This window comes from Alistipes muris (assembly GCF_943193205.1).
Classification (GTDB): Bacteria; Bacteroidota; Bacteroidia; order Bacteroidales; family Rikenellaceae; genus Alistipes; species Alistipes muris.
The window spans coordinates 18,973-43,307 of record NZ_CALPDD010000002.1; the positions used below are offsets into that span (position 1 = coordinate 18,973).

Annotated in this window: 23 protein-coding genes and 1 tRNA gene; 1 reads left to right on the forward strand and 23 read right to left on the reverse strand. The window is 60.0% G+C overall.

Annotated features, from left to right (window positions below):
• Window positions 1-2 precede the first annotated feature (2 nt).
• From dtd to NFR47_RS01620, 23 genes are all read right to left on the reverse strand, one after another.
• Complete coding sequence (dtd, locus tag NFR47_RS01510) at window positions 3-455, reverse strand: D-aminoacyl-tRNA deacylase (RefSeq protein ID WP_251213819.1); 453 nt, start codon at window positions 453-455, stop codon at window positions 3-5.
• Window positions 456-459: 4 nt separating this feature from the next.
• Window positions 460-1,146 carry an RluA family pseudouridine synthase gene (locus NFR47_RS01515; protein WP_251213820.1) on the reverse strand — a complete coding sequence of 229 codons (687 nt, stop codon included), beginning with the start codon at window positions 1,144-1,146 and terminating at the stop codon, window positions 460-462.
• A 4-nt stretch (window positions 1,147-1,150) separates the two neighbouring features.
• Window positions 1,151-1,606: a cytidine deaminase gene (locus NFR47_RS01520; protein ID WP_251213821.1), complete on the reverse strand. Its 456-nt coding sequence runs from the start codon at window positions 1,604-1,606 to the stop codon at window positions 1,151-1,153.
• A 133-nt stretch (window positions 1,607-1,739) separates the two neighbouring features.
• A complete protein-coding gene (locus tag NFR47_RS01525; protein ID WP_251213822.1) occupies window positions 1,740-2,438 on the reverse strand; it encodes an SIMPL domain-containing protein in 699 nt (232 codons plus the stop codon).
• A gap of 53 nt (window positions 2,439-2,491) precedes the next feature.
• The gene (locus NFR47_RS01530; protein ID WP_251213823.1) at window positions 2,492-3,445 is read right to left on the reverse strand and encodes a M23 family metallopeptidase; all 954 of its coding nucleotides are present in this window, start codon (window positions 3,443-3,445) and stop codon (window positions 2,492-2,494) included.
• Between the two features lie 3 nt (window positions 3,446-3,448).
• A complete protein-coding gene (gene rlmD, locus NFR47_RS01535) occupies window positions 3,449-4,858 on the reverse strand; it encodes a 23S rRNA (uracil(1939)-C(5))-methyltransferase RlmD (RefSeq protein WP_251213824.1) in 1,410 nt (469 codons plus the stop codon).
• 149 nt (window positions 4,859-5,007) lie between these two features.
• A tRNA-Leu gene (locus NFR47_RS01540) sits at window positions 5,008-5,092 on the reverse strand.
• A gap of 151 nt (window positions 5,093-5,243) precedes the next feature.
• The gene (locus NFR47_RS01545; RefSeq protein WP_251213825.1) at window positions 5,244-7,223 is read right to left on the reverse strand and encodes a S46 family peptidase; all 1,980 of its coding nucleotides are present in this window, start codon (window positions 7,221-7,223) and stop codon (window positions 5,244-5,246) included.
• Window positions 7,224-7,227: 4 nt separating this feature from the next.
• Window positions 7,228-7,827 (reverse strand): Maf family nucleotide pyrophosphatase, encoded by a 600-nt coding sequence (locus NFR47_RS01550; protein ID WP_251213826.1) that lies wholly within the window; start codon window positions 7,825-7,827, stop codon window positions 7,228-7,230.
• 138 nt (window positions 7,828-7,965) lie between these two features.
• Window positions 7,966-8,598 (reverse strand): fumarylacetoacetate hydrolase family protein, encoded by a 633-nt coding sequence (locus tag NFR47_RS01555; RefSeq protein ID WP_251213827.1) that lies wholly within the window; start codon window positions 8,596-8,598, stop codon window positions 7,966-7,968.
• A 3-nt stretch (window positions 8,599-8,601) separates the two neighbouring features.
• Window positions 8,602-8,910 (reverse strand): hypothetical protein, encoded by a 309-nt coding sequence (locus tag NFR47_RS01560; protein WP_251213828.1) that lies wholly within the window; start codon window positions 8,908-8,910, stop codon window positions 8,602-8,604.
• 28 nt (window positions 8,911-8,938) lie between these two features.
• Window positions 8,939-10,066 carry a lipid-A-disaccharide synthase gene (lpxB, locus tag NFR47_RS01565; protein ID WP_251213829.1) on the reverse strand — a complete coding sequence of 376 codons (1,128 nt, stop codon included), beginning with the start codon at window positions 10,064-10,066 and terminating at the stop codon, window positions 8,939-8,941.
• A gap of 129 nt (window positions 10,067-10,195) precedes the next feature.
• Window positions 10,196-10,879, reverse strand: coding sequence for a tRNA (guanosine(37)-N1)-methyltransferase TrmD (gene trmD / locus NFR47_RS01570; protein WP_251213830.1), 684 nt, complete (start codon window positions 10,877-10,879; stop codon window positions 10,196-10,198).
• Between the two features lie 25 nt (window positions 10,880-10,904).
• A complete protein-coding gene (locus NFR47_RS01575) occupies window positions 10,905-11,642 on the reverse strand; it encodes an FkbM family methyltransferase (protein ID WP_251213831.1) in 738 nt (245 codons plus the stop codon).
• Window positions 11,639-12,307, reverse strand: a complete 669-nt coding sequence (locus NFR47_RS01580; RefSeq protein ID WP_251213832.1) for an MBL fold metallo-hydrolase — start codon at window positions 12,305-12,307, stop codon at window positions 11,639-11,641. The genes NFR47_RS01575 and NFR47_RS01580 overlap by 4 nt, the downstream gene beginning before the upstream one ends.
• A gap of 279 nt (window positions 12,308-12,586) precedes the next feature.
• Window positions 12,587-13,252, reverse strand: coding sequence for a hypothetical protein (locus NFR47_RS01585; protein WP_251213833.1), 666 nt, complete (start codon window positions 13,250-13,252; stop codon window positions 12,587-12,589).
• Between the two features lie 11 nt (window positions 13,253-13,263).
• On the reverse strand, window positions 13,264-14,532 hold the full coding sequence (locus tag NFR47_RS01590) for a C10 family peptidase (RefSeq protein WP_251213834.1): 1,269 nt from the start codon (window positions 14,530-14,532) through the stop codon (window positions 13,264-13,266).
• Between the two features lie 476 nt (window positions 14,533-15,008).
• The gene (locus NFR47_RS01595; RefSeq protein WP_251213835.1) at window positions 15,009-15,617 is read right to left on the reverse strand and encodes a superoxide dismutase; all 609 of its coding nucleotides are present in this window, start codon (window positions 15,615-15,617) and stop codon (window positions 15,009-15,011) included.
• Window positions 15,618-15,718: 101 nt separating this feature from the next.
• Window positions 15,719-15,880, reverse strand: a complete 162-nt coding sequence (rd, locus tag NFR47_RS01600; RefSeq protein ID WP_251213836.1) for a rubredoxin — start codon at window positions 15,878-15,880, stop codon at window positions 15,719-15,721.
• Between the two features lie 154 nt (window positions 15,881-16,034).
• Window positions 16,035-17,027 (reverse strand): aspartate-semialdehyde dehydrogenase, encoded by a 993-nt coding sequence (locus tag NFR47_RS01605; RefSeq protein WP_251213837.1) that lies wholly within the window; start codon window positions 17,025-17,027, stop codon window positions 16,035-16,037.
• A 111-nt stretch (window positions 17,028-17,138) separates the two neighbouring features.
• Window positions 17,139-19,598, reverse strand: a complete 2,460-nt coding sequence (locus NFR47_RS01610) for a transglycosylase domain-containing protein (protein ID WP_251213838.1) — start codon at window positions 19,596-19,598, stop codon at window positions 17,139-17,141.
• Window positions 19,599-19,791: 193 nt separating this feature from the next.
• Window positions 19,792-22,779, reverse strand: coding sequence for a hypothetical protein (locus NFR47_RS01615; protein ID WP_251213839.1), 2,988 nt, complete (start codon window positions 22,777-22,779; stop codon window positions 19,792-19,794).
• Between the two features lie 2 nt (window positions 22,780-22,781).
• Entirely contained in the window at window positions 22,782-23,129 is a 348-nt protein-coding gene (locus tag NFR47_RS01620) for a translation initiation factor (RefSeq protein WP_251213840.1), read from the reverse strand.
• A gap of 113 nt (window positions 23,130-23,242) precedes the next feature.
• Between NFR47_RS01620 and NFR47_RS01625 the strand changes: the two genes are divergently transcribed.
• On the forward strand, window positions 23,243-24,322 hold the full coding sequence (locus tag NFR47_RS01625) for a DUF4435 domain-containing protein (protein ID WP_251213841.1): 1,080 nt from the start codon (window positions 23,243-23,245) through the stop codon (window positions 24,320-24,322).
• Window positions 24,323-24,335 lie beyond the last annotated feature (13 nt).

Below are 24,335 nucleotides of genomic sequence, written 5' to 3' on the forward strand. Positions count from 1 at the left end.
TTTCAATCCTTGTTCTTCGAGTCCATCCATATCGTCACCGGGCCGTCGTTCACGAGCGACACCTGCATGTCGGCCCCGAAACGCCCCGTAGGCACCGCCTGTCCGAGCAGTTCTTCCACCCGCCGCACGAACGCTTCGTAAAGCGGCCGGGAGACCGCTTCGGGCGCTGCCTTGATGTAGGAGGGCCGGTTGCCCTTGCGCGTCGAGGCCATCAGCGTGAACTGGCTCACGGCCAGCACTCCGCCCCCTGCCTGCTTCACGTCGAGATTCATGATGCCCGCTTCGTCGTCGAAAATCCGCAGCCGCACGAGTTTTCCGGCCAGATATTCGATGTCCTCCTGCGTGTCGTCCCCGCCCACGCCGACCAGCACCAGCAGCCCCGCCCCGATTTCGGAGCAGCGCTCGCCGCCGATGTCGACCGCGGCGCTCCGCACACGTTGAACAAGCAGACGCATTCGGCTACGAATTCTCGAAACAAGCCCACAAATTGTCGCCCGCCGGCACAGGAGCCGTCACCTCCACCTGCTCGTGCCGCACCGGGTGGTCGAACGCCACCTGCCGCGAATGGAGCGAAATCCCCCCGCCGGGCAGTGAACGCTTGGCGCCGTATTTCAGGTCGCCGCGAATCGGGCAGCCGATTTTCGAGAGCTGGGCGCGTATCTGATGATGCCGCCCGGTCAGCAGTTCCACCTCCAAAAGCGTGTAGCGGGTTCCGGCGCCGGCCATCCGGTATTTCAGCCGGGCCTCCTTGGCTTCGGGCCGCGGAGCGTCGAACGCCTTGGAGCGGTTGGTCCTGCCGTCGCGGAGAATATAGTGGCGCAGTTCGCCGCTCTCGGCTTCGGGCCGGTTCTCGGTCAGCGCCCAATAGACCTTGCGGATGCGCCCCTCGCGAATCATTTCGTTGAGCCGCACCAGCGCCTTGGAGGTCTTGGCGAAAAGCACCGCGCCGCTCACCGGGCGGTCGATGCGGTGCACCACGCCGAGAAACACCTCGCCGGGCTTGCCGTCGCGCTCCTTGATGAAGCGTTTTATCCGGTCCTCCAGCGCACTCTCGCCCGAGGGGTCGGGCTGCACCAAATCGCCGCAGTGCTTGTTGACTATCAGCAGGTGGTTGTCTTCATAAAGAATATCGTCGGGCGAGAACATGGGGCTACAAGATAAAGGTGAAGGGCAGCAGCTGAGCCGCCGTTTCGACTGCGCTGGCCGTGCCGCTGCCGCTCATGATGACCCGCATGGGGCAGCCCTGGCGGCGTTCGACGTCGACCATCACCTGGCGGCACTGCCCGCAGGGGTAGCACTCGCGTTCGGAGGGGTCCGAAGCGATGGCCAGCGTCTCGATGGGGTCGTCGGCAAAGTTGGCCTGCGCATAGAACAGCAGCGAGCGCTCGGCGCACAGCCCCGCGGGGAAGACCTCGCTCTCGATGTTGCTGCCGCTCAGAATCCGGCCGCTGCGCAGCCGGGCCGCGGCTCCGACGCGGAATTTCGAGTAGGGAGCATAGGCCCTCGCCGTGGCGCGTTCGGCTTCTGCCACCAACGCCCGGTCGGACTCCGGAAGCGCCGCGGGCGAATCGTAATGCTCGTAGCTGAAACGATGTTCCTTTTTCATAATCGAAACGTAAGAAAACAAAATTAGGTTAAATTTCGGAAAAACGCAAACCGCGCGGCGAATTCCACCGCCGCAGACAACAAAGAGGACGGCGGGGCCATCCTCTTCGGTTGTCGGAAACACATGCCGCGCGCTATTCCAGCACGAACTTGGTCTGCACGCTGTACTGGAGCTTGATGGTCTTGAAGTCGAGCGGCTCTTCGTCGGCAGCCCCCTCGGCCCCGGCGGCATCCATCGCCTTCATGCTGCGCATGGTCAGCGCATTGTTGTAGTACGAGGGCATGATGTCGTTGTTCGAGTCCCAGATGTAGAAGCACTTGCCCACCTTCTGACCGATGGCTTCGGCCAGCGTGCGGGCGCTCTGCTGTGCGTTGCGGATAGCTTCGACGCGCACCGCTTCCTTGAGCGAGTCGATCCGGGAGTGCGACACCTTCAGTATCGAAACGTTGGAGATGCCCAGCTTGTCGAGTGCCTGCCATACCTTGGCCACCTCGGCCGCCGAACCCAGCTGCAGCTGATACTTGGCCGTCGCCACCGAAGTGTTCTTCTTGAAGAATTCGCTCGACAGGTTGGCAACCTTGAGCTGCTTCTCGATGTTCACGCCCTGCTTTTTCAGCGCGGCAATCATGTCGCGCTGCTGGCTCTCGACCGAAATCTTGCCTTTGGAATCGCGTTCGTCGATGACCACCGAAAGGTAGAATTCGTCGGGCACGATTTCCTTTTCGGCACGTCCGTTCACCTGAATGTAGCTCGGAAAGGCTTCCTGCACCTGCGCAGAGACAGGCAGTGCGAATGCGGCCACGGCGGCCGCCAGTAAAACGATGCGTTTCATAATCTTCTGTTTTGTTGGACAAGCGTTCTGTTTGCAAATATAACGCCGGGGCGCTACTTTTTATTGCCTTTCAGTTTCTTCACCTCGCGTTTGGTCATTTCGCGCGTCAGCAGTTCGTCATTCATCACGGCCCTGTATTCGCCTTTGTCCGGAATGATTATGGCACCCTCGGTCGTGGCGAAGCGCGGAACGATGCTCTCACCGGCAACTTTCGGGAACCGTTCGATCGACGCATTTTCGTCGGTGAACATCCAACGATAGCACAAGAACTGAAGCACGTAGTAGCGGCCGTCGCTCTCCTCCGTCAATCCGCCGACCAGACCCAGCGGCTGACCCGGCAACACCTCGTCGCCCTCGCTGACGAACGGCTCCAGCCACTCGGCGAAACCGCTGTAACACACCATCGAACCGTCGGAATGCTCGACCGTCAGACGCGTGCGCTCGGAGGTCGATTTCAGCGTAGAGAGGTCGATGTCGCGTTCACGAGGTTTCGTGAGCCGGATGACTATGCCGCGACGGGCCGCATAGACCGTGTCGCCCGCTTCGCAACGGAACGCATAGCGCACATTTCCGGTCCGGGGCATCTTCTCGCTGCCGGTCAGGCGGCGGACCCTCACCGGGTGCATGGTCGTGCAGGGCATCCGGTAGACGAACGCCGTATCGACCTCGGAGGAGATGTACCCCTCGTAGACGGCGTAGACGCCCGCACCGTATCCAACCGGCTTCGATTTGTCGATGGGCCGGAGCGACAGAAAACGGGTCATGTTATTGGCCACCTCGAACCGATAGATATCGCCCGACTGCGTGGAAAGGTAGCGGTTTTCCGACGGGGCATACGTATTCCGCAGGTCGCGGAGCTTCACCAGCACAGTCACCATGCCCGGACGCGTTTTGTTCTCAAGCATGTACGACACACCAAGCGTCGGGCTGCGGTCAATGCGGACTTTGGGTTGCGCCGCCGCAAGAACCGGCAGCAGCGACAGTGCGAAAAAGACGATTCGCTTCATTTTCTATCGTCTCACGAGTTTCACCACGTTCTCGACGTGGTGCGTGTGGGGGAACATGTCGACGGGCTGCACGGCCACGACCCGGTAGTCGGCGTCCAGCAGAGCCAGGTCGCGGGCCTGCGTAGCGGGGTTGCAGCTCACGTAGACGATGCGTTCGGGCGCGGCCCGCAGAATGACGTCGACGACAGGCTCGTCGACCCCGGCGCGCGGCGGGTCGAGAATCACCACGTCGGGCCGACCGTTGGCTTCGACGAACGCATCGTCGAGCACCGCTTTCATGTCGCCCGCATAGAACGCCGTATTGCCGATGCCGTTGAGCTCGGAATTGAGCTTCGCATCCTCGATGGCTTCGGGCACATACTCGATGCCCACCACCCGGCGGCAATGGCGGGCGCAAAAGTTGGCGATAGTGCCCGTGCCCGTATAGAGGTCGTAAAGAACGTCGTCGGATTTCAAGTCGGCAAACTCCCGCGCCACCTTGTAAAGCTCGTAGGCCTGCGCCGAATTGGTCTGATAAAACGATTTAGCACCCACCTTGAACCGCAGCCCCTCCATCTCTTCGACGATATGGTCCTTGCCGCGGTAGCACACCGCGTCGAGATCGCCCGTCGAATCGTTGAATTTCGTATTGACGACATAGCACAGCGATGTGATTTGCGGGAACTTCGCCGCCAGGTGGTCCAGCAGCGCCTCGATTTTCGGCCGGTCGTCGGCCCCGAAGACCACGATGACCATCACCTCGCCCGTCGATGCGGTCCGCACCACCATGTTGCGCATCAGCCCCTCGTGCGTCCGCGCGTTGTGGAACGTGTAGCCGTGCTCGATGCTAAAACGTTTTACCTCGTCGCGCAGGGCGTTCGAGGGCTCGGGCTGAAGCCAGCACCTGCGAATGTCCAGCACCTTGTCGAACATGCCCGGGATATGGAACCCGGCGGCAGGCTCCGCGGCGATGTCGCCCCCGGCCGCCACCTCCTCGCGGGTGAGCCAACGGCGGTCGGCAAAGGTGAATTCCAGCTTGTTGCGGTAGAACTGCGTATGCTCCGAACCCAGGCAAGGCGCGATTTCGGGCAGTTCGACCTTGCCGATGCGTGTCAGCTGGTCGCGCACCTGCCCGCGCTTGAACCGCAGCTGCTCCTCGTAAGGCAGATTCTGCCACTTGCAGCCGCCGCAGGTACCGAAATGCTCGCAGAACGGCTCGGCCCGCAAGGGCGACTTCTTCACGTAACGGACCGCATAACCCTCCATGAAGCGACGGCGCTTGACGCGAATCTGCACGTCGACCACATCGCCCGGCACGGTCATCGGAACGAAGACCACCTGCTCGTTCCAGCGGCCCATCGCCTTGCCTTCGGCCGCCAGGGTCGTTATCTCCAACCCTTCGATCAAAGGGTAATTCGCTTTCTTTCTTGCCATAAGATTCGATTTGCCGACACAAAAATAGCAATAAAAGCCGAAAGTCGAAAAGTATTTCGAGGCTGCCGCCTGCGACGCGTCTTCAGCGCGCAGTCCGGCGGAACCGCAAAACAAAACCGCGTCAAACAATCGTTTGACGCGGTTTCCAGTGCCCAGGACAAGACTCGAACTTGCACGAACTAAACGTTCACTACCCCCTCAAAGTAGCGTGTCTACCAATTTCACCACCTGGGCGACACATACCGAAACTTGCGATTCGGGAGCACAAATATAGGACATAATTTTCAAACCGCCAAATTTTTCGATACGCGCGACGAATTTTTATCCGAAAGCCCCGCCCGCCGGGCCGACGAACACTCCGCCGGCCCGGCTGCGGGACGACAGCTTAACGGAGGGTCATTTCGTCGAGCAGGCACCCTGCGCCGCCGATGCGGTCGATGACCATCAGCACGTAGCGGATGTCGACGGCAATGTTGCGGCAGATAGCGGGGTCGAACTCGATGTCGCTCATCGTCGAACGCCACGTGCGGTCGAAGTTGATGCCCACCAATTCGCCGCGGGCGTTGAGAATCGGCGAACCCGAATTACCGCCCGTGGTGTGGTTGGTCGCCAGAAAGCAGACCGGCACCGTGCGGCGGCCGCCGATTTCGACGCCCCAGCGGCCGTAGGCTTTCGAGGCATGGAGGTCGCGCAGCGACTGCGGAATGTCGTAGTCGTAAATCGCCGGATTGTCCTTGGCGATGATGCCGTCGAGGGTGGTCAGCGGCTTGTGGTACTCGCCGTCGGCATATTCGTAGCCCGCCACCGTACCGTAGGCCACACGCAGGGTGAGGTTGGCATCGGGGAACATGGCGCCCTCGCGCTTCTCGGCGGCGGCCCAGCGGCGCAGCCCCACGACATAACGCGCATAGAGCTCGTTCATGCGTGCGCTGTTGAAGTTGCGCAGCGACCGGGTACCGAGCCGGCCGACGATTTCGGCATGGAGCTTTCCGACGGCGGTTTTCAGCGCCGCGATTTCGCCGTTCGCGGGGTCGTTCACGGCCAACCCGAAAATATGGTCGGCATAGGCCTCCGGAGAACCGTACTGCCCTATCCCGGCTTCGATTTCGGGAATCGCGGGCAAAAGATTGTTGCGGGCGGCATACTCCCCGAACGCCTGGCGGTAGAGCGCCCGTTCGGTCGGCTCGCGCTTGGCGAAAAGCGGGTCGGCCTTCTCCTCCTCGGCATAACCGTAAGCGAGGGTCAGCAGCGTCTCGGCCAGCAGCTCGCGCGTATAATAATAAGGCAGCGCCCGGGCGAATTCCTTGCGCAGCTCCTCCAGCACTTCGGCGTCGCCCGTGGCTTCGACGAACCGTGCTTCGGTCCGCAGCTTCTTGTCATAGGTGCCCAGCCGGTTGATGCCCAGCACCTCGCCCTGCCACTTTTTCCATGCGTTGGCAATCGTGGCGTGCTTGGCCGCGTAGTAGATGCGCAGGGCCGGGTCGCTCTCCTGGGCCTCGGCGATAATATCGAGCCGCCCCGTGCGGATGGCAATCTTCATCGGGTCGGAAGTTTCGGCGATGTACTTCACCACGTCCGAGAGGATATACTGCTGCGTGTTGCCGGGAAAACCGTAAATCATCGTGAAGTCGCCCTCGCCGACCCCGCGCGTGGAGACCGTGAAATGGCGGCGCGGACGATAAGGCACATTGTCCGGCGAATAGGCGGCAGGCTTGTTGTCGGGCCCGGCGTAGACGCGGAACACCGAGAAATCGCCCGTATGGCGGGGCCATATCCAGTTGTCGGTGTCGCCGCCGAACTTGCCGATGGACGAGGGCGGCGCGGCGACCAGCCGCACGTCGTCGAACTGCTCGTAGAGGAAGAGAAACTGCTGGTTGCCGTAGTACATCTGCTCGACAGCGGCCTTGTAGCCTTTGCCCTCGGCTTCGGCCTTGCGGACGATTTCGTCGGCCGTCTCGCCTGCGGCCATGCGGTCGGTCACCTCCTCCATGCGGACGAGGAAGCGGACGTTAAGGTTTTTGTTGGGCAGCTCCTCGTCGCGCGAGCGGGCCCAGAAACCGCGGGTCAGATAATCGTGTTCGAGCGTCGAATGGCTCTGGATGGCGTCGTAACCGCAGTGGTGGTTGGTCAGCAGAAGCCCCTCGGCGGAAACCAGCTCGCCCGTACAGCCGCCGTCGAAAAGCACCACGGCGTCTTTCATCGAAGCCTTGTTGACCGAATAGATGTCGTCGGCCGTAAGGCGGAATCCTTTGGCGCGCATGTCGCCGATGCGGTGCGAAATCAGGCTCGGAAGCCACATCCCCTCGTCGGCCGTGGCGGGCGCGAGCAGCAGGAGCGAAAAAAGGGTCAGCAGAATACGTTTCATGGTTTCAATGTTGGTCGATGAATTTTTCGAGTTCGGTATAGACGCGCTGAATCGGCAGCCCCATGACGTTGAAGAACGAACCGTCGATGCGCTCGATGGCGGCGTAGCCGATCCACTCCTGGATACCGTAGGAACCGGCCTTGTCGTAGGGACGGTAGCTGTCTATGTAAAAAACGATCTCTTCGTCGGAGAGGATGCGGAACCACACCTCCGTGCGGGCGGAGAAAGTACGGCGCCGGGCGGCGGTGCGCAGTGTCACGCCCGAGACGACCGTATGGCTGTGGCCCGAAAGGCGGCGCAGCATGGCGAAAGCATCGTCGCGGTCGCGGGGCTTGCCCAACACGCGGCCGTCGAGGATGACCACGGTGTCGGCGGTCATGAGGATTTCATCGGGCGCGAGGGGCCGGGGAAAAGCATCGCTTTTGAGCTGCGAAAGGTAGGCCGGAACCTCCTCGGCGGCGAGCTTATCGGGATAGACCTCCTCGCACTCGTATGGGGGAGCGGGCGCGTAAGGCAGGCCGCAGCCGTTCATCAGCTCGCGGCGGCGCGGCGACTGCGAAGCCAGCAGCAGGCGGTAAGGGCGGAGTTTTTCGGGAAGCAACATTATATAAAGTGAAAAGTTAAAGGTGAAAGATGTTCGCCCGGGCCGGCTGCGGGGGTCGCGCTTTGCGCGAGCCGGCCCCGGGCGGCAAGGCCGGAAGCCTTGCAGAATTCTTGTTTTTCAGCGTGAATTATGTTCGTTCTATTTGATGTCGAAATTCAACAATTCGCGGCCTTCGAGCGTGGCGCGCAGGCAATCGCCGGGAACGACGGGCCCCACGCCTGCGGGAGTTCCGGTGTAGATGAGGTCGCCCATGCGCAGGGTGGTATACTCCGAAACCGCCGCGACGATACGGTCGACGCTGAAAAGCATGTCGCCCGTAAAACCCTGCTGGCGCACTTCGCCGTTGACGGAGAGCTCGAACCGCAGGTTCTGCACGTCGCCGCCCAACTCTGCCAACGGCAGAAACTCGGGCGAGAGCGCCGCCGAACGGTCGAACGCCTTGGCCGGCTCCCAGGGCAACCCTTTGGCGATGGCTTCGCGCTGGAGGTCGCGGGCCGTGAAGTCGATGCCGAGCCCCACCTCGCGGTAATAACGGTGGGCGAACTTCTCGGCAATCGAACGGCCGACGCGGTCGATGCGCACCACCAACTCGCACTCGTAATGCACCTCGTGCGAGAACGCCGGGATGTAGAACGGGTCGTTGTTGCGCAGCAGCGCCGTGTCGGGCTTCAGAAACCAAATCGGTTCGGCCGCATCCGCCGCCAGCCCCATGTCCCGGTGCAGCTCCTCGGCATGCGCCCGATAATTGCGACCTATGCAGATGATTTTCATTGGCTATCTGTTATGGTTGAACTTTTCTACACGTGCAACAATGGCGATAACTCCGACAAAGAGCACAAGGATTTGCAGAACACTGCGTGCGGTTTCCGGAACACCCGCGACCACAAACACCCAACCTCCGGCGCCTGTCAATAAAGCCAGCAGGAGCAACCCACCGCCGACCGTCCGCCGCACCCGCTTCAACTCGATGTTCCGGCGCTCCGCATCGGAATAATGGCGGATTGTCGAAAGCCACTGCGGACGGATGCAGGCGATGCCTGCGCAGACCAGCAGGACGATGGATGCAAGCAAAGAACTATTCATGCCCGGTGGGGTTACAGACAAAGCGGGTTCAACGTTTCAACTCCTCCACCATCCGGCGGGCGAAACGCTCGCTGGCGCCGGGACCGCCGATGACGGCCCGCAGCTCGTCGAAGTCGGCGAGCATCCGCCCGCGCTTCGCCCCGCCGGCCACGATGGCCCGCAGCTCGCGTTCGGCCCGGTCGACGGAGAGGTCCGACTGAATGATTTCGGTAACGGCCTCGCGCCCGAGATTGAGGTTGACGAGCGACACCCACGGAACCTTGAGTACGTAGGGCTGCAACTTGACCTGGAACCACAGCGTGCGGTAGACCACCACTTCGGGAATCCCCAGCAAGGCCGTTTCGAGGGTCGCCGTACCCGAAGTCACGACGGCCGCTTCGGCAACGTGGAGTGTCTCGTAGGTCTCGTCGCAGACGTAGCGGAGACCGCTCCCGGCCATATATTGCTCGTAGAGCGAACGTTCGAGCCACGGCACGGCCGTCACGACGAACTGATGCCCGGGAAAACGCTCCGAAAGCCGGGCCATCAGCGGCAGGTTGTCGCGGATTTCGCCCCGGCGGCTTCCGGCCACCAACGCGACGATGGGCCGCCCGTCCAATCCATGCCTGCGGCGGAATTCTTCGGCCGTGGGCAGCGTCTCCCGCCGGGCTTCGAGCGCATCGACCAGCGGATTGCCCTCGAAAATCGGCTCGATGCCCTTGCGGCGGAAATATTCGCACTCGAACGGGAAGATGATGAACAGGCGGTCGACATACCTGCGAATGGCCTTGACCCGCCACTCGCGCCACGCCCACACCTTGGGGGCAATGTAATAGAAAGTGCGGATGCCGTGTTCCTTGGCCCAACGGGCCATTTTCATATTGAACCCGGGGTAATCGACGAGAATCAACACATCGGGTGCGAACGCCGCGACATCGGCCTGACACTCGCGCATCTGCCGCTTGATGGTCCGCAAATTACGAAGCACCTGCACGATACCGAAGAACGAAGTCTCGCGGTAATGCTTCCGCAGGTTCACGCGTCCGCCCGCCTCGGCCATGCGGTCGCCGCCCCAAAAACGGAATTCGGCCGCCGGGTCGGCGTTCCGAAGCCCTCCGATGAGGTTGGCGCCATGCAGATCGCCCGACGGCTCGCCTGCTATCAGATAATATTTCATCTTAATTAAAAATTAAGAATTAAAAATGAAAAATTGCGTTGCCGTTCCAGGCAGAACTTTTCAGCTGCGGCCCGGAATCACGGCAGGAACTCTTTCGGGAACCCGACCCGATTTTTAATTTTTCATTCTTCATTTTTCATTTTCCAAAAGGTCCGGCCGCAGTTTCAATGTCCGTTCGTAGGCCTGCTCGTCCTGCCACCTGGCGATTTCGGCGAAATTGCCCGAAAGCAGCACGTCGGGGACCCGCCACCCGCGGAACTCGGCCGGGCGCGTATAGACCGGAGGAGCCAGCAGGTTGTCCTGGAAAGAATCGGTCAGCGCCGACGCCTCGTCGCCGATGGCCCCGGGGATGATGCGCACCACCGAATCGGCGATGATGCAGGCGGCGAGCTCGCCCCCCGTGAGCACATAGTCGCCTATCGAAATTTCGCGCGTGACGAGGTGCTCGCGGATACGGTGGTCGATACCCTTGTAATGACCGCAGAGGATGATGATGTTGCCGAGCGTCGACAAACGGTTGGCTTCGTGCTGGTTGTAGGGAACGCCGTCGGGCGAGGTGTAGATGATTTCGTCGTAGGGGCGTTCGCCCTGGAGTTTCTCGACCAGCTCGAAGACGGGTTCGCACTTCATGACCATCCCCGCCTCGCCGCCGAACGGGTAGTCGTCGGTGGTCTTGCGGCGGTCGTGGGCGTAGTCGTGGAGGTTGTGGACCACGATTTCGACCAGCCCTTTCTCCTGCGCGCGCTTCAAGATGGATTCGTTGAGCGGCGAGACGAGCAGTTCGGGTACTACGGTAAGGATGTCGATGCGCATTTTCGATAAGGTAAAGGTGAATGATTCACGGCCGTGGTCTGAAAACGATGTCTTTCCCGTTATCACGGTCGGGGTCGAGGGGCACCTCGCGGCCGCGGTCGAGGGTGAATCCGTCGTATCCCATCGCGCGGAACAGCCCGATGATTGCAGGACGGTTTTCGCCTCCGGTTTCAATCAGCACGGTGGGACGGAACCGCTCCAGCAGGGGCCGCATCTCGCGCATGACGATGAGTTCGTAGCCCTCGATGTCGCACTTGACGAAATCCAGCCGCGGCAAATGGGCGAACAACTCGCTGCCGCGCCGCATTTCGGCTGTGAATTCCACGTCTGTCTTGCCGCCCGTGTCGTTCACGAAATTCTGCCCGGTACCCAAGTAACCGCTCGTGCGCGCCGAATCGTTGCCCATGCGGACGGGTTTGTTCTCCGTGCCGAGGGCGAACGGGTAGATTTCCACGTTGCCGCAGCGGCGCAGGTTGCGGCTCAGCACCTTGCGGACCGGGGCCACGGGCTCGACCGCGTGGACGCATCCCGCAGGACCCGCCAGCCGCGAAAGCGTGCGGGTGTAATAACCGAGGTTGGCGCCGAGGTCCATGCAGACATCGCCTTTGCGGACCAACTGCGGCAGGTGGTAGACGTACTCCGTAGCCGGAGCGAAACGCCCGATTCCGAGCCGCTGGAAGACGAAGAACATCCGGCTGACCGCCCGAAGATAACCTTCGAGCGGAAGCAGGCGGTAGAGTATCCGATGCAGCAGACGGGTCATTGCCGGCAATCGACTTCGTTGTTGAGCACTTCGGTCACGAAAGGATTGTAGAGCGTTTCGTGGCCGATGGTCGTTTCCTCGCCGTGACCGGGCAGCACCCGGGTGCCGTCGCCCAGCGGGAGCAGCTTGTCAAGTATCGAACGCATGATCCACGAATAATCGCCGCCCGGCAGGTCGGTGCGCCCGATGCTCTCGCGGAAAAGAGTGTCGCCCGTGAAGACGACCCCGGACTGCGGTTCGTAAAGCGCCACATGGCCCGGCGTATGGCCCGGGGTGGGAATTACCTGCAAGACGGTCGTACCGAAACGGATTTCGGGCGTGCGGTCCAGGTCGATGTCGACAGTCGGCATGGCGCCCACTTTCACACCGAAAATCGAGACGCTCGTCTGCGCATGTTCCAGCAGAAAACCGTCTTTGGCCGACAGGGCGAACGGAATGCCGTAGCGCTCCTTGAGGTGGCAGACGCCCAGCGTGTGGTCGAAATGGCCATGGGTGTTGACGGCCATCACCGGGCGCAGTCCGTGCTCGGCGATGAAGTGCTCCAGCGCCGCGTTTTCGCGGTCGTTGCTGTTGCCCGCATCGACGATGACCGCTTCGTGGGTCTCGTCCCACACTACATAGGTGTTCTCTTGAATCGGATTGAACGTAAGGGTCGCTGTTTTCATGGCGGTTCGTGCTTTTTGCATCGACAAAGATAATCGAGCCGAGGGCACAGCCGAACTCGTTCGGGCTTTGCCGCGGCGAAATTTATCTTCTGCAAAGATAGCGCAAGTCGAATGCAGTACCAAATTTATTCGATACCGTTGAGACGCAGCCTATTTTCTATAAAGGTAATATTTTTGGCGGACCGGACCCGTTTTTCGTCCGCGAACCTGCAAGGACGCTTTACCGCTGCGGACAAAAAAACGGCCGCTTCGTTAGGAGCGGCCGTCGATGCGCTGCGGCTATCTATCGGGGAACATATCGGGATGCTGCGCGCGATACTCGTCGTAGGATTCGCAGGCCCGGTATTTTTCGACCGTCTCCTTGTCCGTAGCGATATGGCCAACGATGGTGCAGTAGTCCCAATAAATGCCTTGCGAGGTCATCCCGCCGCCATAGGCGAACGGCTGCATGCCTTTCATGATGAATATGCCGTCCTGGAAGTAGAGCAATTCGAGCGTAGTTCTCGCGTCATACTGGTCGTAATGGGTCGTCTCAGCGCTCCGCTCGATTTCTTCGCTGTAGAGTTCGAGCGTGTTGGCCCGCTGTTCGCTGACGCTCCACTCGACTTTTTGGTAAAGCATCGGAATCAAGGGATTGAACATCAAATCCAGAAAAATACGGCATTCTCCACCTGGCAGGAGCATCATATAGTCAATAGGAGTTCCTCCGAGCCACCCTCCAGCGTAAGTTTCGCCGTTCGTATAATGGAGACAAAGATCGTCGTAGAGCCAAACTCCGGTTTGCGCCGTTTCGAGAAAAGCGGCCAAATCGGGCTCGGACGTCCGATTGTTCAGTATCTCCTCGACTTTCGACAAAATCGGGTTCTCGAACTCATTGTCCGTATTGTTGCAAGCCGACAACGAGATAGTGCAGAATAATACTGCAAAAATGGATAGCTTTTTCATAATCGTTGATTTTAACGGTAAAGACGGGGAACGAGCATTTTCAGGTTGATGTATGTTTCGTCCCAGACATCGACCGAGCTGTTTGTAGCAAAATAACCATTGTACAAACCATCCCATCCCCAATTATAATGTACAAGGTCGGTGGTTACTACATTGGAAGATACCTTTACGTAATCCCGATACGGCTTGTTGAATCCGTCGTCGATGATTCTGAGTTCGTAGTATTCGGTACCTTTTCGCGTATAGATATATCCGTCGGCGACCCAGGAATGTCCCTTTTTAGTGTTTATAGACTTGCGGCCATCCAAGAAAATAGGATGATGCTTATCCAATTCGGACCTGCTTTGGCCAATATTGAAAGCAGAATATTTTTCGCATTGGAATCCGAATGCCTTGAATCCTGCCGGAACGTTGGATGCAGAGGCTTCGCTCTCATTAATCTTGCTATAATTCATACCGACTTTCTGCCCTATTTCGCGCATCAGAGCTGAAATTTCATAACCGAAAGGATACGCAATCATTCTTTCCCAATCCAATACGATGGTTTCACCACAGTGCTGCGTGAAGCCGTTGTTGGGATAGGTAGTCGTTATGGACTTCGGATGCCGATAATATGCCAGAATCTGCCCCATGGCGACAGCAGTACAACCTGCTAAGCCATTGTCTGCATATTCTCCGAAAAAGCCGTCTTGTTTCCATTTGACGGGAACAAGCGGGTTGCAATGTCTGTCTTCGTCGACTTCGACCGTCTTGAAACTCGGGATAGTAATCAATGTATCGAAAATCGGCGGTTTGACCCTCTCTCCCAATCCCAGGACCATGGCATCCATGTAAAAGTCGAAATTATCCACGCCCGTTTTTTCGCCGTAGGTATAGTTGCCGTTTTCGGCTACGGCCAGCACCGGGTCGACAGCCCGGTTGGCTGCGATGACGGCAAACCCGTTGTCATCATCGAAATTGAAGACGTACATCAGCGTGTCGGCCTGCGATTCGCCGTTACGGGTCGCAGGGACGGTGACGCATTGGCCCCGGGTGCTGCGGATTGTACGCGCACGCAGAGCGCGGGTCGCCGGTTTGTCGACGATGGCGATGCTCTGCTGCGCGAGGGTCAGTGCTTCTTCATAGGTGCGCGTGGGAGTAAGTACGATGCGCTGCTGTTGAGGATCCGATCCGACGACCGGCAACTCCGCCACTTCCGTTTTGCTGCACGAGAGGGTCCCGAACAACAAGGCCGCAACCAGCAAAACAGAGCGATTCTGTTTTGTGTACGGCTGTTTCATAGGCTTTCGGTTTTAAGGTTGGACAATATGCAGAACGGAAATTTCCAAGCCTCCGCGTCAAATATAATAAAAATATTACGAACCACGAATAAAATCTGTGATTTCTTTCGAATTAACGTTGTAAACAAAAACAGCAGGGAATCTCACGATTGCCTGCTGCCCCCGGAGGTTGCCCTCCTAAAACTACTAACCCAAACTTAAATAAATGAAGAAACCTCACTGCGGTTGCTGACCCGCAGTTGACCTACAAAAGACAAATCCCGTGCCAAACCGGAGAATGACGCACTCCGAAAGGCCGGGAATTGCCGGGCAGTGCATTCATGCGCCCGAAAAGAGGATAGGACAGCGGCTAAAGCGGCGGAAGCACCTCGTAGACGTTCTTGGAGCGCACGCCGCCTCAAAAAAAATCCGAAACAGCCGGAAACAAAAAGCCGCCTTTTTCAAAGGCGGCTTATCAACGGGAGGTATCGCCCCGGCTATTTGCGGTCGTAACGCTCACCGACGGTTTTCCAGTCGATGCGGTCCCACAACGCCGTGACGGCATCGGCGCGGCGGTTGCGGTAATCGACATAATAGGCATGCTCCCACACGTCGATGCACAACAGCGGCTTGAGCCCCTCGCGCATGGGATTCCCGGCATTGGGCGAGCTGACGACGACCAATTCGCCCGACGGCTTGGCGGCGAGCCACACCCAACCCGAACCGAAAAGCCCGGCGGCGGCCGTGTTCATCCGGGTCTTCATCCGGTCGAACGACCCGAAACTACGGTCGATAGCCTCCAGCAACGCACCCTGCGGCTGGCTCTGCGGCTTGGGCGAAAGCTGGTCGAAATAGAATTCGTGGTTCCAAGCCTGCGCGGCATTGTTGTAAACGGCGCCGTCGGCCGTCATGATGATGTCTTCGAGCGGCTGCCCGGCGTAGGGCGTGTCGATGACCAGCTCGTTGAGCTTGTTGACATAACCGACATAATGCTTGTCGTGGTGATAATGGAGCGTCTCCTCGGAGAGCTGCGGAGCCAGCGCATCGTAGGCGTAGGGAAGTTCCCGCGGCGTGAAACGGGCGGCCGTGGCGGTATCGTTCTGCATAAAAGAGAATATTAAAAAGGGTAAAATCAACGGAATCATCCTATGAAGCGAAAGATTTGCTAAAACGTTTCAACAACGCAAGAGAGCCTTTCGGACCGCATTCAGTCGATCGGCTCGAAGACCTCCTTGGGCTCTCCGCAGACGGGGCAAATCCACCCGTCGGGCAGCTCCTCGAACGGGGTGCCGGGAGCGATGCCGTTATCGGGGTCGCCGAGCGCAGGGTCGTAAATGTATTCGCAGACGGTGCAACGATATTTTTTCATGTCGATAAAAGATTGGTTCTCCCCGACCTCAACAAATAGGGTGCCCGAATCGTTTTTCCGGAAAATTTTTCGCCGATTCCGAAAACCGGCCCGCAACCGCAAACAAAAAAGGACCGGAAATTCCGGTCCTTTCAATATCAGCGTAAGACAACTGCTACAACAGCGTCTCCAGAATCTGCACGGCGTTGAGCGCGGCCCCCTTGCGAATCTGGTCGCTGACGCACCAGAACGCGAGCCCGTTGTCGCACGCGAGGTCCTTGCGGATACGCCCCACGTACACAGGGTCCTGCCCGGCGACGAACAACGGCATGGGATAGACCTTATCGGCGGGCTCGTCCATGAGCACCACCCCGGGCGCGGCGGCGAAAGCGGCCCGTGCCTCCTCGGGCGAGAGGGGCCGTTCGGTTTCGACCCACACGCTTTCGGAATGGGCGCGCATGACGGGCACGCGCACGCAGGTAGCCGAAACCCGGATGTCGGAGTGCATGATTTTGCGCGTCTCGTGGAACATCTTCATCTCCTCCTTGGTGTAGTCGTTGTCGGTGAAGACGTCGATATGGGGAATGACGTTGTAGGCGAGCTGAAAAGCGAATTTCTCGACCGTCGGCGCCTGCCCGGCCCCCAACTCGGCATGCTGGGCTTCGAGCTCGGCCATGGCCGCGGCACCCGCCCCGCTGGCCGACTGGTAGGTAGACACATGCACGCGCCGGATATGCGACAGCCGCTCGATGGCCTGCAAAGCTACTACCATCTGGATAGTGGTGCAGTTGGGGTTGGCGATGATGCGCCGCGGTGCCTGCCGGGCATCGCCGGGATTGACCTCGGGCACGACCAGCGGCACGTCGGCGTCCATGCGGAAAGCACTCGAATTGTCGATCATGACCGCACCGTGCTTGGTGATGATATCCGCGAACTCGCGCGAAGTCGACGCCCCGGCCGAAACGAGGGCGAAGTCGATGCCGCGGAAATCGTCGTTATGCTGCAACAATTTGACCGTAAGCTCCTTGCCGCGGAACATGTATTTGCGGCCCGCGCTGCGCTCCGACCCGAACAGCACCAGTTCGTCGACGGGCAGCGGACGCTCTTCGAGAATCCTCAGAAACTCCTGACCAACGGCGCCGCTGGCCCCTACGATTGCGATTTTCATCTTCTATAACGTTATTTATGATTACACCGGAAAGCGGGCCCGGACAGATTCTTCGCCCGGCTCTGCATAGCGGAACCGTTCCGGCGCGAAAAATCCGTGGCGGGAACAGGCTCAGTCGAAGAACAGCTCGTCTTCGGTAGGCTCCTGCTCCTGCGGGAAAAGAACCTCGCCCTCCGCTTCGAGCGCCTCCCGCAGCTTCTGCTCTTCCTCGGCCTCCTTGACCCAGCCGCAGTCGTAGCGCGGCATCGAAGCCGGACGCACGAACTTGTCGATGCGCGACACGCCTAACGTACCGTTGTCGTAGACCGACTTGAGGAACTCGCCCACGATAGGAAGCGCCACGACACTACCCTCGCCGCGCGCAACCAGGTGCACGGCCTGGTCCTCGCCGCCGACCCATGCCCCGGCCACAAGGCGCGGAGCGACGCCGACGAACCACGCGTCGCGGTTCTTGTTGGAAGTACCCGTCTTGCCGCCGATTTCGACGTCGTCGAACCCGAACTGCCATTTCAGACGCCCGGCCGTACCGCCCTTGACAACGCCCTGCAACATGGAGAGCATCGTGTAGGCCGTGCGCTCGCTCACTGCGTCCTGCGACGGCGGGATGAACGAAGCGATGACATTGCCCTGCCTGTCCTCGATACGCGTGACGAAAATGGCGTCGGTATGGACCCCCTGGTTGGCAAAGGTCGAGAAAGCGCTCACCACCTCGAAGACGTTGGACTCGGAAGTACCGAGACACAACGCCGGAACAGGGTCGATATAACTGCGGATACCCATGTTGTGGATGAAGTCGGCCACGGCAGCGGGCTCCTTGGCCTGCTTCATGATCCACGCCGAATAATTGTTGCGGCTGAGGGCCAGGCCCCACGACAAGGGGTGCAGCTCGCCCTCCTGCGGCACCTTGCCCGCTTCCTTGGGCGACCACGCCGTACCGTTGGCCGTCTCGATGGTCACGGGCAGGTTGGGCACGGGAGTGCAGGGCGAGAGCCCCAGATGGTCGATGGCGAAGGTATAGATGAAAGGCTTGATGGTCGAACCTATCTGCCGCTTGCCCTGCTTGGCCATGTCGTACTTGAAATAACGGAAGTTGGGGCCGCCGACATAAGCCTTGACGAAGCCCGTGCGCGGGTCGAGCGCGAGGAATGCGGCGCGCATGATACGCTTGTGGTGACGAATCGAATCGCGCGGGGTCATGAGCGTGTCGCGCTCGCCCTTGTAGGTGAAGACCTTCATCGAACAGGGCTTGTCGAAGGCCGCTTCGATGTCGCGCTCGCTGAATCCGGCGTGGCGCATCTCGCGGTAACGGTCCGAATAACGCACGGCCCGGGCCATGATTTGCTCGCGCTCGGCACGCGTGGTCTCGAAGAAGAGCTGCTTGGTCCGCCGGTACTGGTCGTCCATCTGCGGCTGGATGACCTCGGCCAACTGCTTCTGCACGGCCTGCTCGGCGTAGCGCTGCATGGTGGAGTTGATGGTGGTGTAGATTTTCAGCCCGTCGCGGTAGATGTTGTAGGGCGTGCCGTCGGCCTTGCGGTTCTTGTGGCACCAGCCGTAGAGCGGATTTTCGTCGTACTCCTTGATAGCCTGCTCGTAATCCCAGGCGTTGTAGAACTGGTTGCGGCGGGGCCGCTGGGCGGTCATGACCAACCGCAGCATTTCGCGGAAATAAGTGGCCGTACCCTCGTTGTGCGAAATGGGCTTGAAGTTGAGCACGATGGGCAGGGCGGCAATCGAATCGTACTGCCGGCGGCTGAGCGCACCGGCGGCCTTCATGCGCGAAAGCACGAGGTTGCGGCGGGCGAGCGACCGCTGGGGATTGCGCACGGGCGAATAGAACGTCGGAGCGTTGACCACGCCGACGAGCACAGCGGCCTCCTGCACATTGAGCTCGTGGGGCTCCTTGTTGAAAAAGGTGTGGGCCGCCGACTTGATGCCGAACGCGTTGGAACCGTACTCGACGGTATTGAGATACATGGCGGCGATCTCCTCCTTGGTGTAGTTGTATTCGAGCTTGAGGGCCGTAATCCACTCCTTGAACTTGGACGAAACGAGCTTGGCCGTGCGGACGATCTTGCCGCGGTTGCGCACCGTGTCGCGCGGAAAGAGGTTCTTGGCCAACTGCTGGGTGATGGTCGAACCGCCGCCCTGCGAGGTGTTGAGCATACCCACGGTCTTCACCGCCACGCGGGCCAGCGACGGGATGTCGATGCCCGAATGGCTGCGGAAACGGACGTCCTCGGTGGCGATGAGCGCCGCGACGATGGGCGGCACCTCGTGGCCGTCGAGACGGATGTTCTGCGCGGGGTCGAGCGGAAAGAGGTCGGCATACTGCACGTAGGAACGGTTCTGAACGAAAAACGAACCGATGATTTTACCGTCCTCCGAATAGATTTCGGTGGCGAGGTTGCTGCGCGGGTTCTCCAGCTCCTCGAACGACGGCATCCGCCCGAAGATACCGCAGGCGGTGAGAATCAGCAAGGTGAAAACCAAGGCGAACGGAGCGAACGCCACGACCCATATCCATCTTATAATCTTGGGGTCGACCCCCTTTTTCCTGCGCTGTGCCATAACAACGGAATTTGGTGCGAAGATAATCAAGAATTCACAATTCAGAATTCACAATTCGGAATTTTTCGTCTTCCGACCCAAAAATCGGCCGGACGTTGCAGACGTTCCGATTCTGCCCGAAACACGCCCGAACGGCATATCGAATCTCTCCTATAACGGCAATTCTGAATTTTGAATTGTGAATTCCTCCAAATTAAAAAGGCAGTCCCATGGCGGCGGTGAACCAAAGGCCGCCGCTGGAGGGACGGTAGAACGAGAGCTTGACGGTCGAAGTGGCCGACGCGGGCTGCCGGAAGACGTTGACGTCGAAGACGATGTCGCCGCCCACGGACCAGATGCGGCGCGGGACCATGCGACCATCCGAGGCATGCGGCCCCGGCAGATAGTCGCGGAACCGGGCGTAGTCGCCGCCGATATTGAGCCGGATGCGCTTGAAATAGAGCACCGCCCCGATACCGCCCTCGGGATACCACACGGGCAGCTGGTAATCAAGCGATGCGGCCAAGTAATTATTCGACAGAATATCGCCCGACGAGAATCCGCGGGGGATAAGCCGCGTCGAAAGATAGCTCAGCGGCGCGTAGCCCGAGGGGAACTTATAACCGCCTATCGAAGTCTGATAGTTGACCGCGACCTTAACCGAATGGTGGCGCGCGAAACCGGGCAGATAAACCTGGGCATAAGTGGAAACCAGATTGCTGAAATGACGGTCCGAGGGATTGAAACTATAATTCGCACTCACCGTATATCCCCAGCGGGGTGCAAAATCGCGGTGCGCTCGTTGTACTTGGTCCGAGAATGCCGCTCCGAACGATAATTTATGCAGCCCCTCATAAAATCCGATATACTCTAAATTAGTAATATTATGGTTCTTCCACTCGATACGGTCAAGTTTGGCAACCATACCGTTGGAATAGTTCCAATGAGCCGAAACTGTGAATTGCCGAGTATGATAGCCGCATTGGAAATAGAGAGGCAGAGAAGCAGATAGCCCCACAGAATAGTACTTGTCGGGAGAAAAGCGTTCCGGAAGTTTGAGAAATCCGGTGTTCGTATCCACCTCCAACAAGGATTTCGGCTGTCCTGTCATCTTAAACGGCGAATAGAGGACCTGATTGCCGCCGTAGGCCGCATCGAGCGCGAAACGCACCCCCAGGCCCGAATAGCGCGCCCCGAGCCGGAAGACCGATCCCTCGCGGCGGTTCCAGCCGTAGGAAGCGAACGCCTCGGTATTCGAGAGCAGGTTCTGCGACATGAGCGTGACGCCTATGTTCGCGTCGATGACATGCTCCTCGACCGCCGAGAAGGGGTCGAACGCCACGGGCATCCAGCTATGGACGTTGACCAGATTGGGCGCCTTGCGGTAACGTTTGGTGCGGAATTCGCCCGCCTGCCGGAGCGAATCGGCCGCCGTGAAACGCACCGTATCGAGGTTCACCACGGGCCAGCGCTCGCGCGGCGGATTGACCAGGTCGACGGGCAGCCGCGCCGGAACGACGGGAATCAAAGCGCTGTCGGCAAGAGCCTGCACGGCAGGCCGGTAACCGAGCCTGTCGTAAGTCGTGACCAAGACCTTGTTTTCCGCCGGGGCCGGGTCGAACGAACCGTATTGCGAAGCCGTCACGCGATACTCGCGCCGCGCCAGCAGGTCGTAGCAATGGACTTCGTCCTTGCCCGAAGCGATGGAACCGTAGTAGAGCTTTCCGCCGCCGGCCCGCAGGTTGGAGAGGGTGATGTAGGCCCCCTCGGTAATCGGGTGCACCCCCTCGCTGTCGATGCGCCCGAGCCACATGCCGCTGTCGTCCGTGACGATGACATACCACGCCACCGTCGTGTCGTCCCAGGCAAGGCCGTGGATTTCGGCCCGGTCGGGAGCGGCGAAACGCTGCCGCGTGCCGTCGGCCTGCCGCACGACGACCGCATAGCTGCCGTCGTAGTTGTATTCCACCCAGCCCAGCCCGTCGCCTGCCGAAGCGGGATAGAGCGCCCGCCGCTCGCCCGCAACGCTCCGGGGCCGCCCCTCGGCGAGGTCCATGTAGCAGAGCTGCGAATTGACGCGCTGCTCGAAGAGCTTCGAGCGCCGGTACTCGGTCCACCACACGCGGCCGCCGTCGAGCGCCGGACGGGTCGAAACGCTGCCGACGCGGGCAATCGTCCGCTCCCGGCCCGTCGAGGGGTCGAGCTCGACCAAACGCGCCGGGCGGTCGAAATCCTCCTTGAGCGCCAGCACCCGCCCGCCGGGAAGCGCCTGCGGCCAACGATAGGTCGTGTAATTCTTTTCGGGCAGTTCGCACAGCGGCGCGGCGGTGTCCTCCACCTTGGGAAACGCGGCCCAAAAGTCGTGCAGCTCGTTGAACGTGCCGCGGAAAAGGTCCGAAACGCTTGTGCGGTAATACTTTTTCAAGGCCACGCTGGTGGTGAAGAAGACATAGGGGTTGCGCGCGCTGTACCACGCGACCTTGTCCCAGATGTTCTCGCCGAAACGGGCGTAGGAATAGGAACAAATCTGATAGCCCAGCTCGTACTGGTCGGGCACATGGCTGCGGTAGGAACCGCAGAACCAGCGGTCGAGGTTGCGACGGTCGCGGCCGATGTTGTCCATCGCCCGGTAGGCGAGCGAAAACGAAGGCTGCAGTCCGCGGCCGAACGACGACATGGCGGTCTCGGACATGACGGCGTCGCCCTCCATGGCCCAGATGGGCATGCACAGCAAACCGATGGTCGACCCCTGCTGCCCGAGCACATAACTCAGCGCACGGATGAAGCCGCGGTTGAGGTTGTTGTACTGCACGGCATGGCGGTACTCGTGGGCCACGAGCTGCTTGCACCACGGCATCGAATAACCCTCGATGGCGGGCGCCGTGAGGAACTCGACGCGCTTGGGCAGGAACATGACCAACCCGTTCGAGCGGAAATTCTCGGGGTGCATGACGAACGGGATGCGCATGGGCCCGTGGCGGAACCCGTAGCCGATGTCGGGCCGGACGGTGCGGATGTAGAAAAGCGTGCGGGCCGCGAGGTCGGAAACCGTGTCGGGATAGATGATCCGCACGTCGGGCGTGCGGACGGTGGACCACCGGAGGTTGGCCGGGTCGGAACCCCACGTATAATATTGGGCCCGGACGCTCTGCAACCCAGCCAGCAGGGCGAGCGCGAAGAGAAGATGAAGCCGCCTTTTCAAAATCAGCTGCCGGCTTTCTTGCAGCGGTAACCGCTGCGGGTGAGCAGTTCGACCACGCGGTCGCGATGGTCGCCCTGGATGATGATTTCGCCCTCCTTGGCCGCGCCGCCTACGCCGCATTTGGTTTTGAGCATCCGCGCCAGCTCCTGCAAATCGGCGTCGCGGCCGACGAATCCCCGCACGAGCGTAACGACCTTGCCGCCCCGCTGCTTGCGGTCGAGCCACACGCGCAAATCCTGCGCCTGCGGGGCAAGCGTCGCGGGCTCCTCGTCGCGGACGGTCTGGTATTTGAAGCCGGGGTCGGTCGAATAGACCATCCCGAGCCGTGCTTTCCAATCGTTGTCGGCCATCTCGATTCAAGTGAAAGGTAAAAATCAAACGCCGAAAAGGCGCCGATATTTTGCGCAAAAATACGAAAATATTTAACTTTACGGAAAATAGCTGCTCCCGCACGCTGCCGCCGATGACCAAACTGCGCAAAAAGAACTTCGCCCGCCGGGCGCCCGATCCTGCGACGCTGCCGCAGCCACTGCCTGCCGACCCCTCGCATCGGCTGGTGCGCGTATTCGTCGAGGGCTACGAGGACGTGGCTTTCTGGCGCGGCATCTTCGACCACTTCCGCAACCCCTACCTGCGGTTCGAGATTTCGGTGCCCAACCGCGAGGACCTGCCCAAAGGCAAGAAAGTCCTGCTCAACATGATCCCCGAAGCGGGCGACGACGTGCTGCTGTGCGTCGACTCGGACTTCGACTACCTGTTCGCCGACCGCACCGATCAGTCGCGGGCGGTCAACGCGGCGCGCTGCATGTTCCACACCTACGCCTACGCCACCGAAAACTACCTGTGCTACGCCCCCTCGCTGCACAACGTATGCGTCAAGGCGACCAAGAACGACACGCGGATTTTCGACTTCGTGGCCTTCATGCGCGACTACTCGGTGACGATTTACCCGCTGTTCGTGTGGTACGCCTACTCGGCGCAGTCGGCCACGGAACACATCTTCACGCTGGCCGACTTCAAGTCGTCGGTGAGGCTGGGCTATCTGGACATCGCCGACAACGGCGCGCGGACGCTCGAATGGCTGGCCCGCAACGTGGAGAAACGCGAAAAACTGCTGCGGCAGCGCAACCCGAAGATGCTGGAACCGATGCAGCTTTTCGAGCAGCAGCTCTGCGCCCGGGGGCTGACGCCCGAGACGACCTACCTGTTCATGCACGGCCACACGCTGATGGACAACGTGGTGATGGTGCTGCTGAACTCCGTGTGCGAGAAGCTGCGGCAACTCTCCATCGCCAAAATCAATTCCTCGAAGAAGCAGGGGGTGGCCCTGCGCAACGAACTCTCGAACTACACCAACTCGCTGCGCTCGATACGCGACGTGCTCTTGGACAACGAAAACTACACGCGCTGCCCGCTCTACAAACGGCTCCAGCGCGACATCCAACGCTACATAGCCCGCACCATCGTGGCCATGAAACGCAGCGGCGAAATCCACGACGACAGTTTCTGGGCCATCCTCTCGAAAATGAAAAACTTAGAATAGAAACGGCGGCCGC

Bases quoted from the DNA above. Each gene is read 5' to 3' on its own strand.
- dtd (WP_251213819.1), bottom strand. From the start codon at position 455: ATGCGTCTGCTTGTTCAACGTGTGCGGAGCGCCGCGGTCGACATCGGC.
- NFR47_RS01515 (WP_251213820.1), bottom strand. From the start codon at position 1,146: ATGTTCTCGCCCGACGATATTCTTTATGAAGACAACCACCTGCTGATA.
- NFR47_RS01520 (WP_251213821.1), bottom strand. From the start codon at position 1,606: ATGAAAAAGGAACATCGTTTCAGCTACGAGCATTACGATTCGCCCGCG.
- NFR47_RS01525 (WP_251213822.1), bottom strand. From the start codon at position 2,438: ATGAAACGCATCGTTTTACTGGCGGCCGCCGTGGCCGCATTCGCACTG.
- NFR47_RS01530 (WP_251213823.1), bottom strand. From the start codon at position 3,445: ATGAAGCGAATCGTCTTTTTCGCACTGTCGCTGCTGCCGGTTCTTGCG.
- rlmD (WP_251213824.1), bottom strand. From the start codon at position 4,858: ATGGCAAGAAAGAAAGCGAATTACCCTTTGATCGAAGGGTTGGAGATA.
- NFR47_RS01545 (WP_251213825.1), bottom strand. From the start codon at position 7,223: ATGAAACGTATTCTGCTGACCCTTTTTTCGCTCCTGCTGCTCGCGCCC.
- NFR47_RS01550 (WP_251213826.1), bottom strand. From the start codon at position 7,827: ATGTTGCTTCCCGAAAAACTCCGCCCTTACCGCCTGCTGCTGGCTTCG.
- NFR47_RS01555 (WP_251213827.1), bottom strand. From the start codon at position 8,598: ATGAAAATCATCTGCATAGGTCGCAATTATCGGGCGCATGCCGAGGAG.
- NFR47_RS01560 (WP_251213828.1), bottom strand. From the start codon at position 8,910: ATGAATAGTTCTTTGCTTGCATCCATCGTCCTGCTGGTCTGCGCAGGC.
- lpxB (WP_251213829.1), bottom strand. From the start codon at position 10,066: ATGAAATATTATCTGATAGCAGGCGAGCCGTCGGGCGATCTGCATGGC.
- trmD (WP_251213830.1), bottom strand. From the start codon at position 10,879: ATGCGCATCGACATCCTTACCGTAGTACCCGAACTGCTCGTCTCGCCG.
- NFR47_RS01575 (WP_251213831.1), bottom strand. From the start codon at position 11,642: ATGACCCGTCTGCTGCATCGGATACTCTACCGCCTGCTTCCGCTCGAA.
- NFR47_RS01580 (WP_251213832.1), bottom strand. From the start codon at position 12,307: ATGAAAACAGCGACCCTTACGTTCAATCCGATTCAAGAGAACACCTAT.
- NFR47_RS01585 (WP_251213833.1), bottom strand. From the start codon at position 13,252: ATGAAAAAGCTATCCATTTTTGCAGTATTATTCTGCACTATCTCGTTG.
- NFR47_RS01590 (WP_251213834.1), bottom strand. From the start codon at position 14,532: ATGAAACAGCCGTACACAAAACAGAATCGCTCTGTTTTGCTGGTTGCG.
- NFR47_RS01595 (WP_251213835.1), bottom strand. From the start codon at position 15,617: ATGCAGAACGATACCGCCACGGCCGCCCGTTTCACGCCGCGGGAACTT.
- rd (WP_251213836.1), bottom strand. From the start codon at position 15,880: ATGAAAAAATATCGTTGCACCGTCTGCGAATACATTTACGACCCTGCG.
- NFR47_RS01605 (WP_251213837.1), bottom strand. From the start codon at position 17,027: ATGAAAATCGCAATCGTAGGGGCCAGCGGCGCCGTTGGTCAGGAGTTT.
- NFR47_RS01610 (WP_251213838.1), bottom strand. From the start codon at position 19,598: ATGGCACAGCGCAGGAAAAAGGGGGTCGACCCCAAGATTATAAGATGG.
- NFR47_RS01620 (WP_251213840.1), bottom strand. From the start codon at position 23,129: ATGGCCGACAACGATTGGAAAGCACGGCTCGGGATGGTCTATTCGACC.
- NFR47_RS01625 (WP_251213841.1), top strand. From the start codon at position 23,243: ATGACCAAACTGCGCAAAAAGAACTTCGCCCGCCGGGCGCCCGATCCT.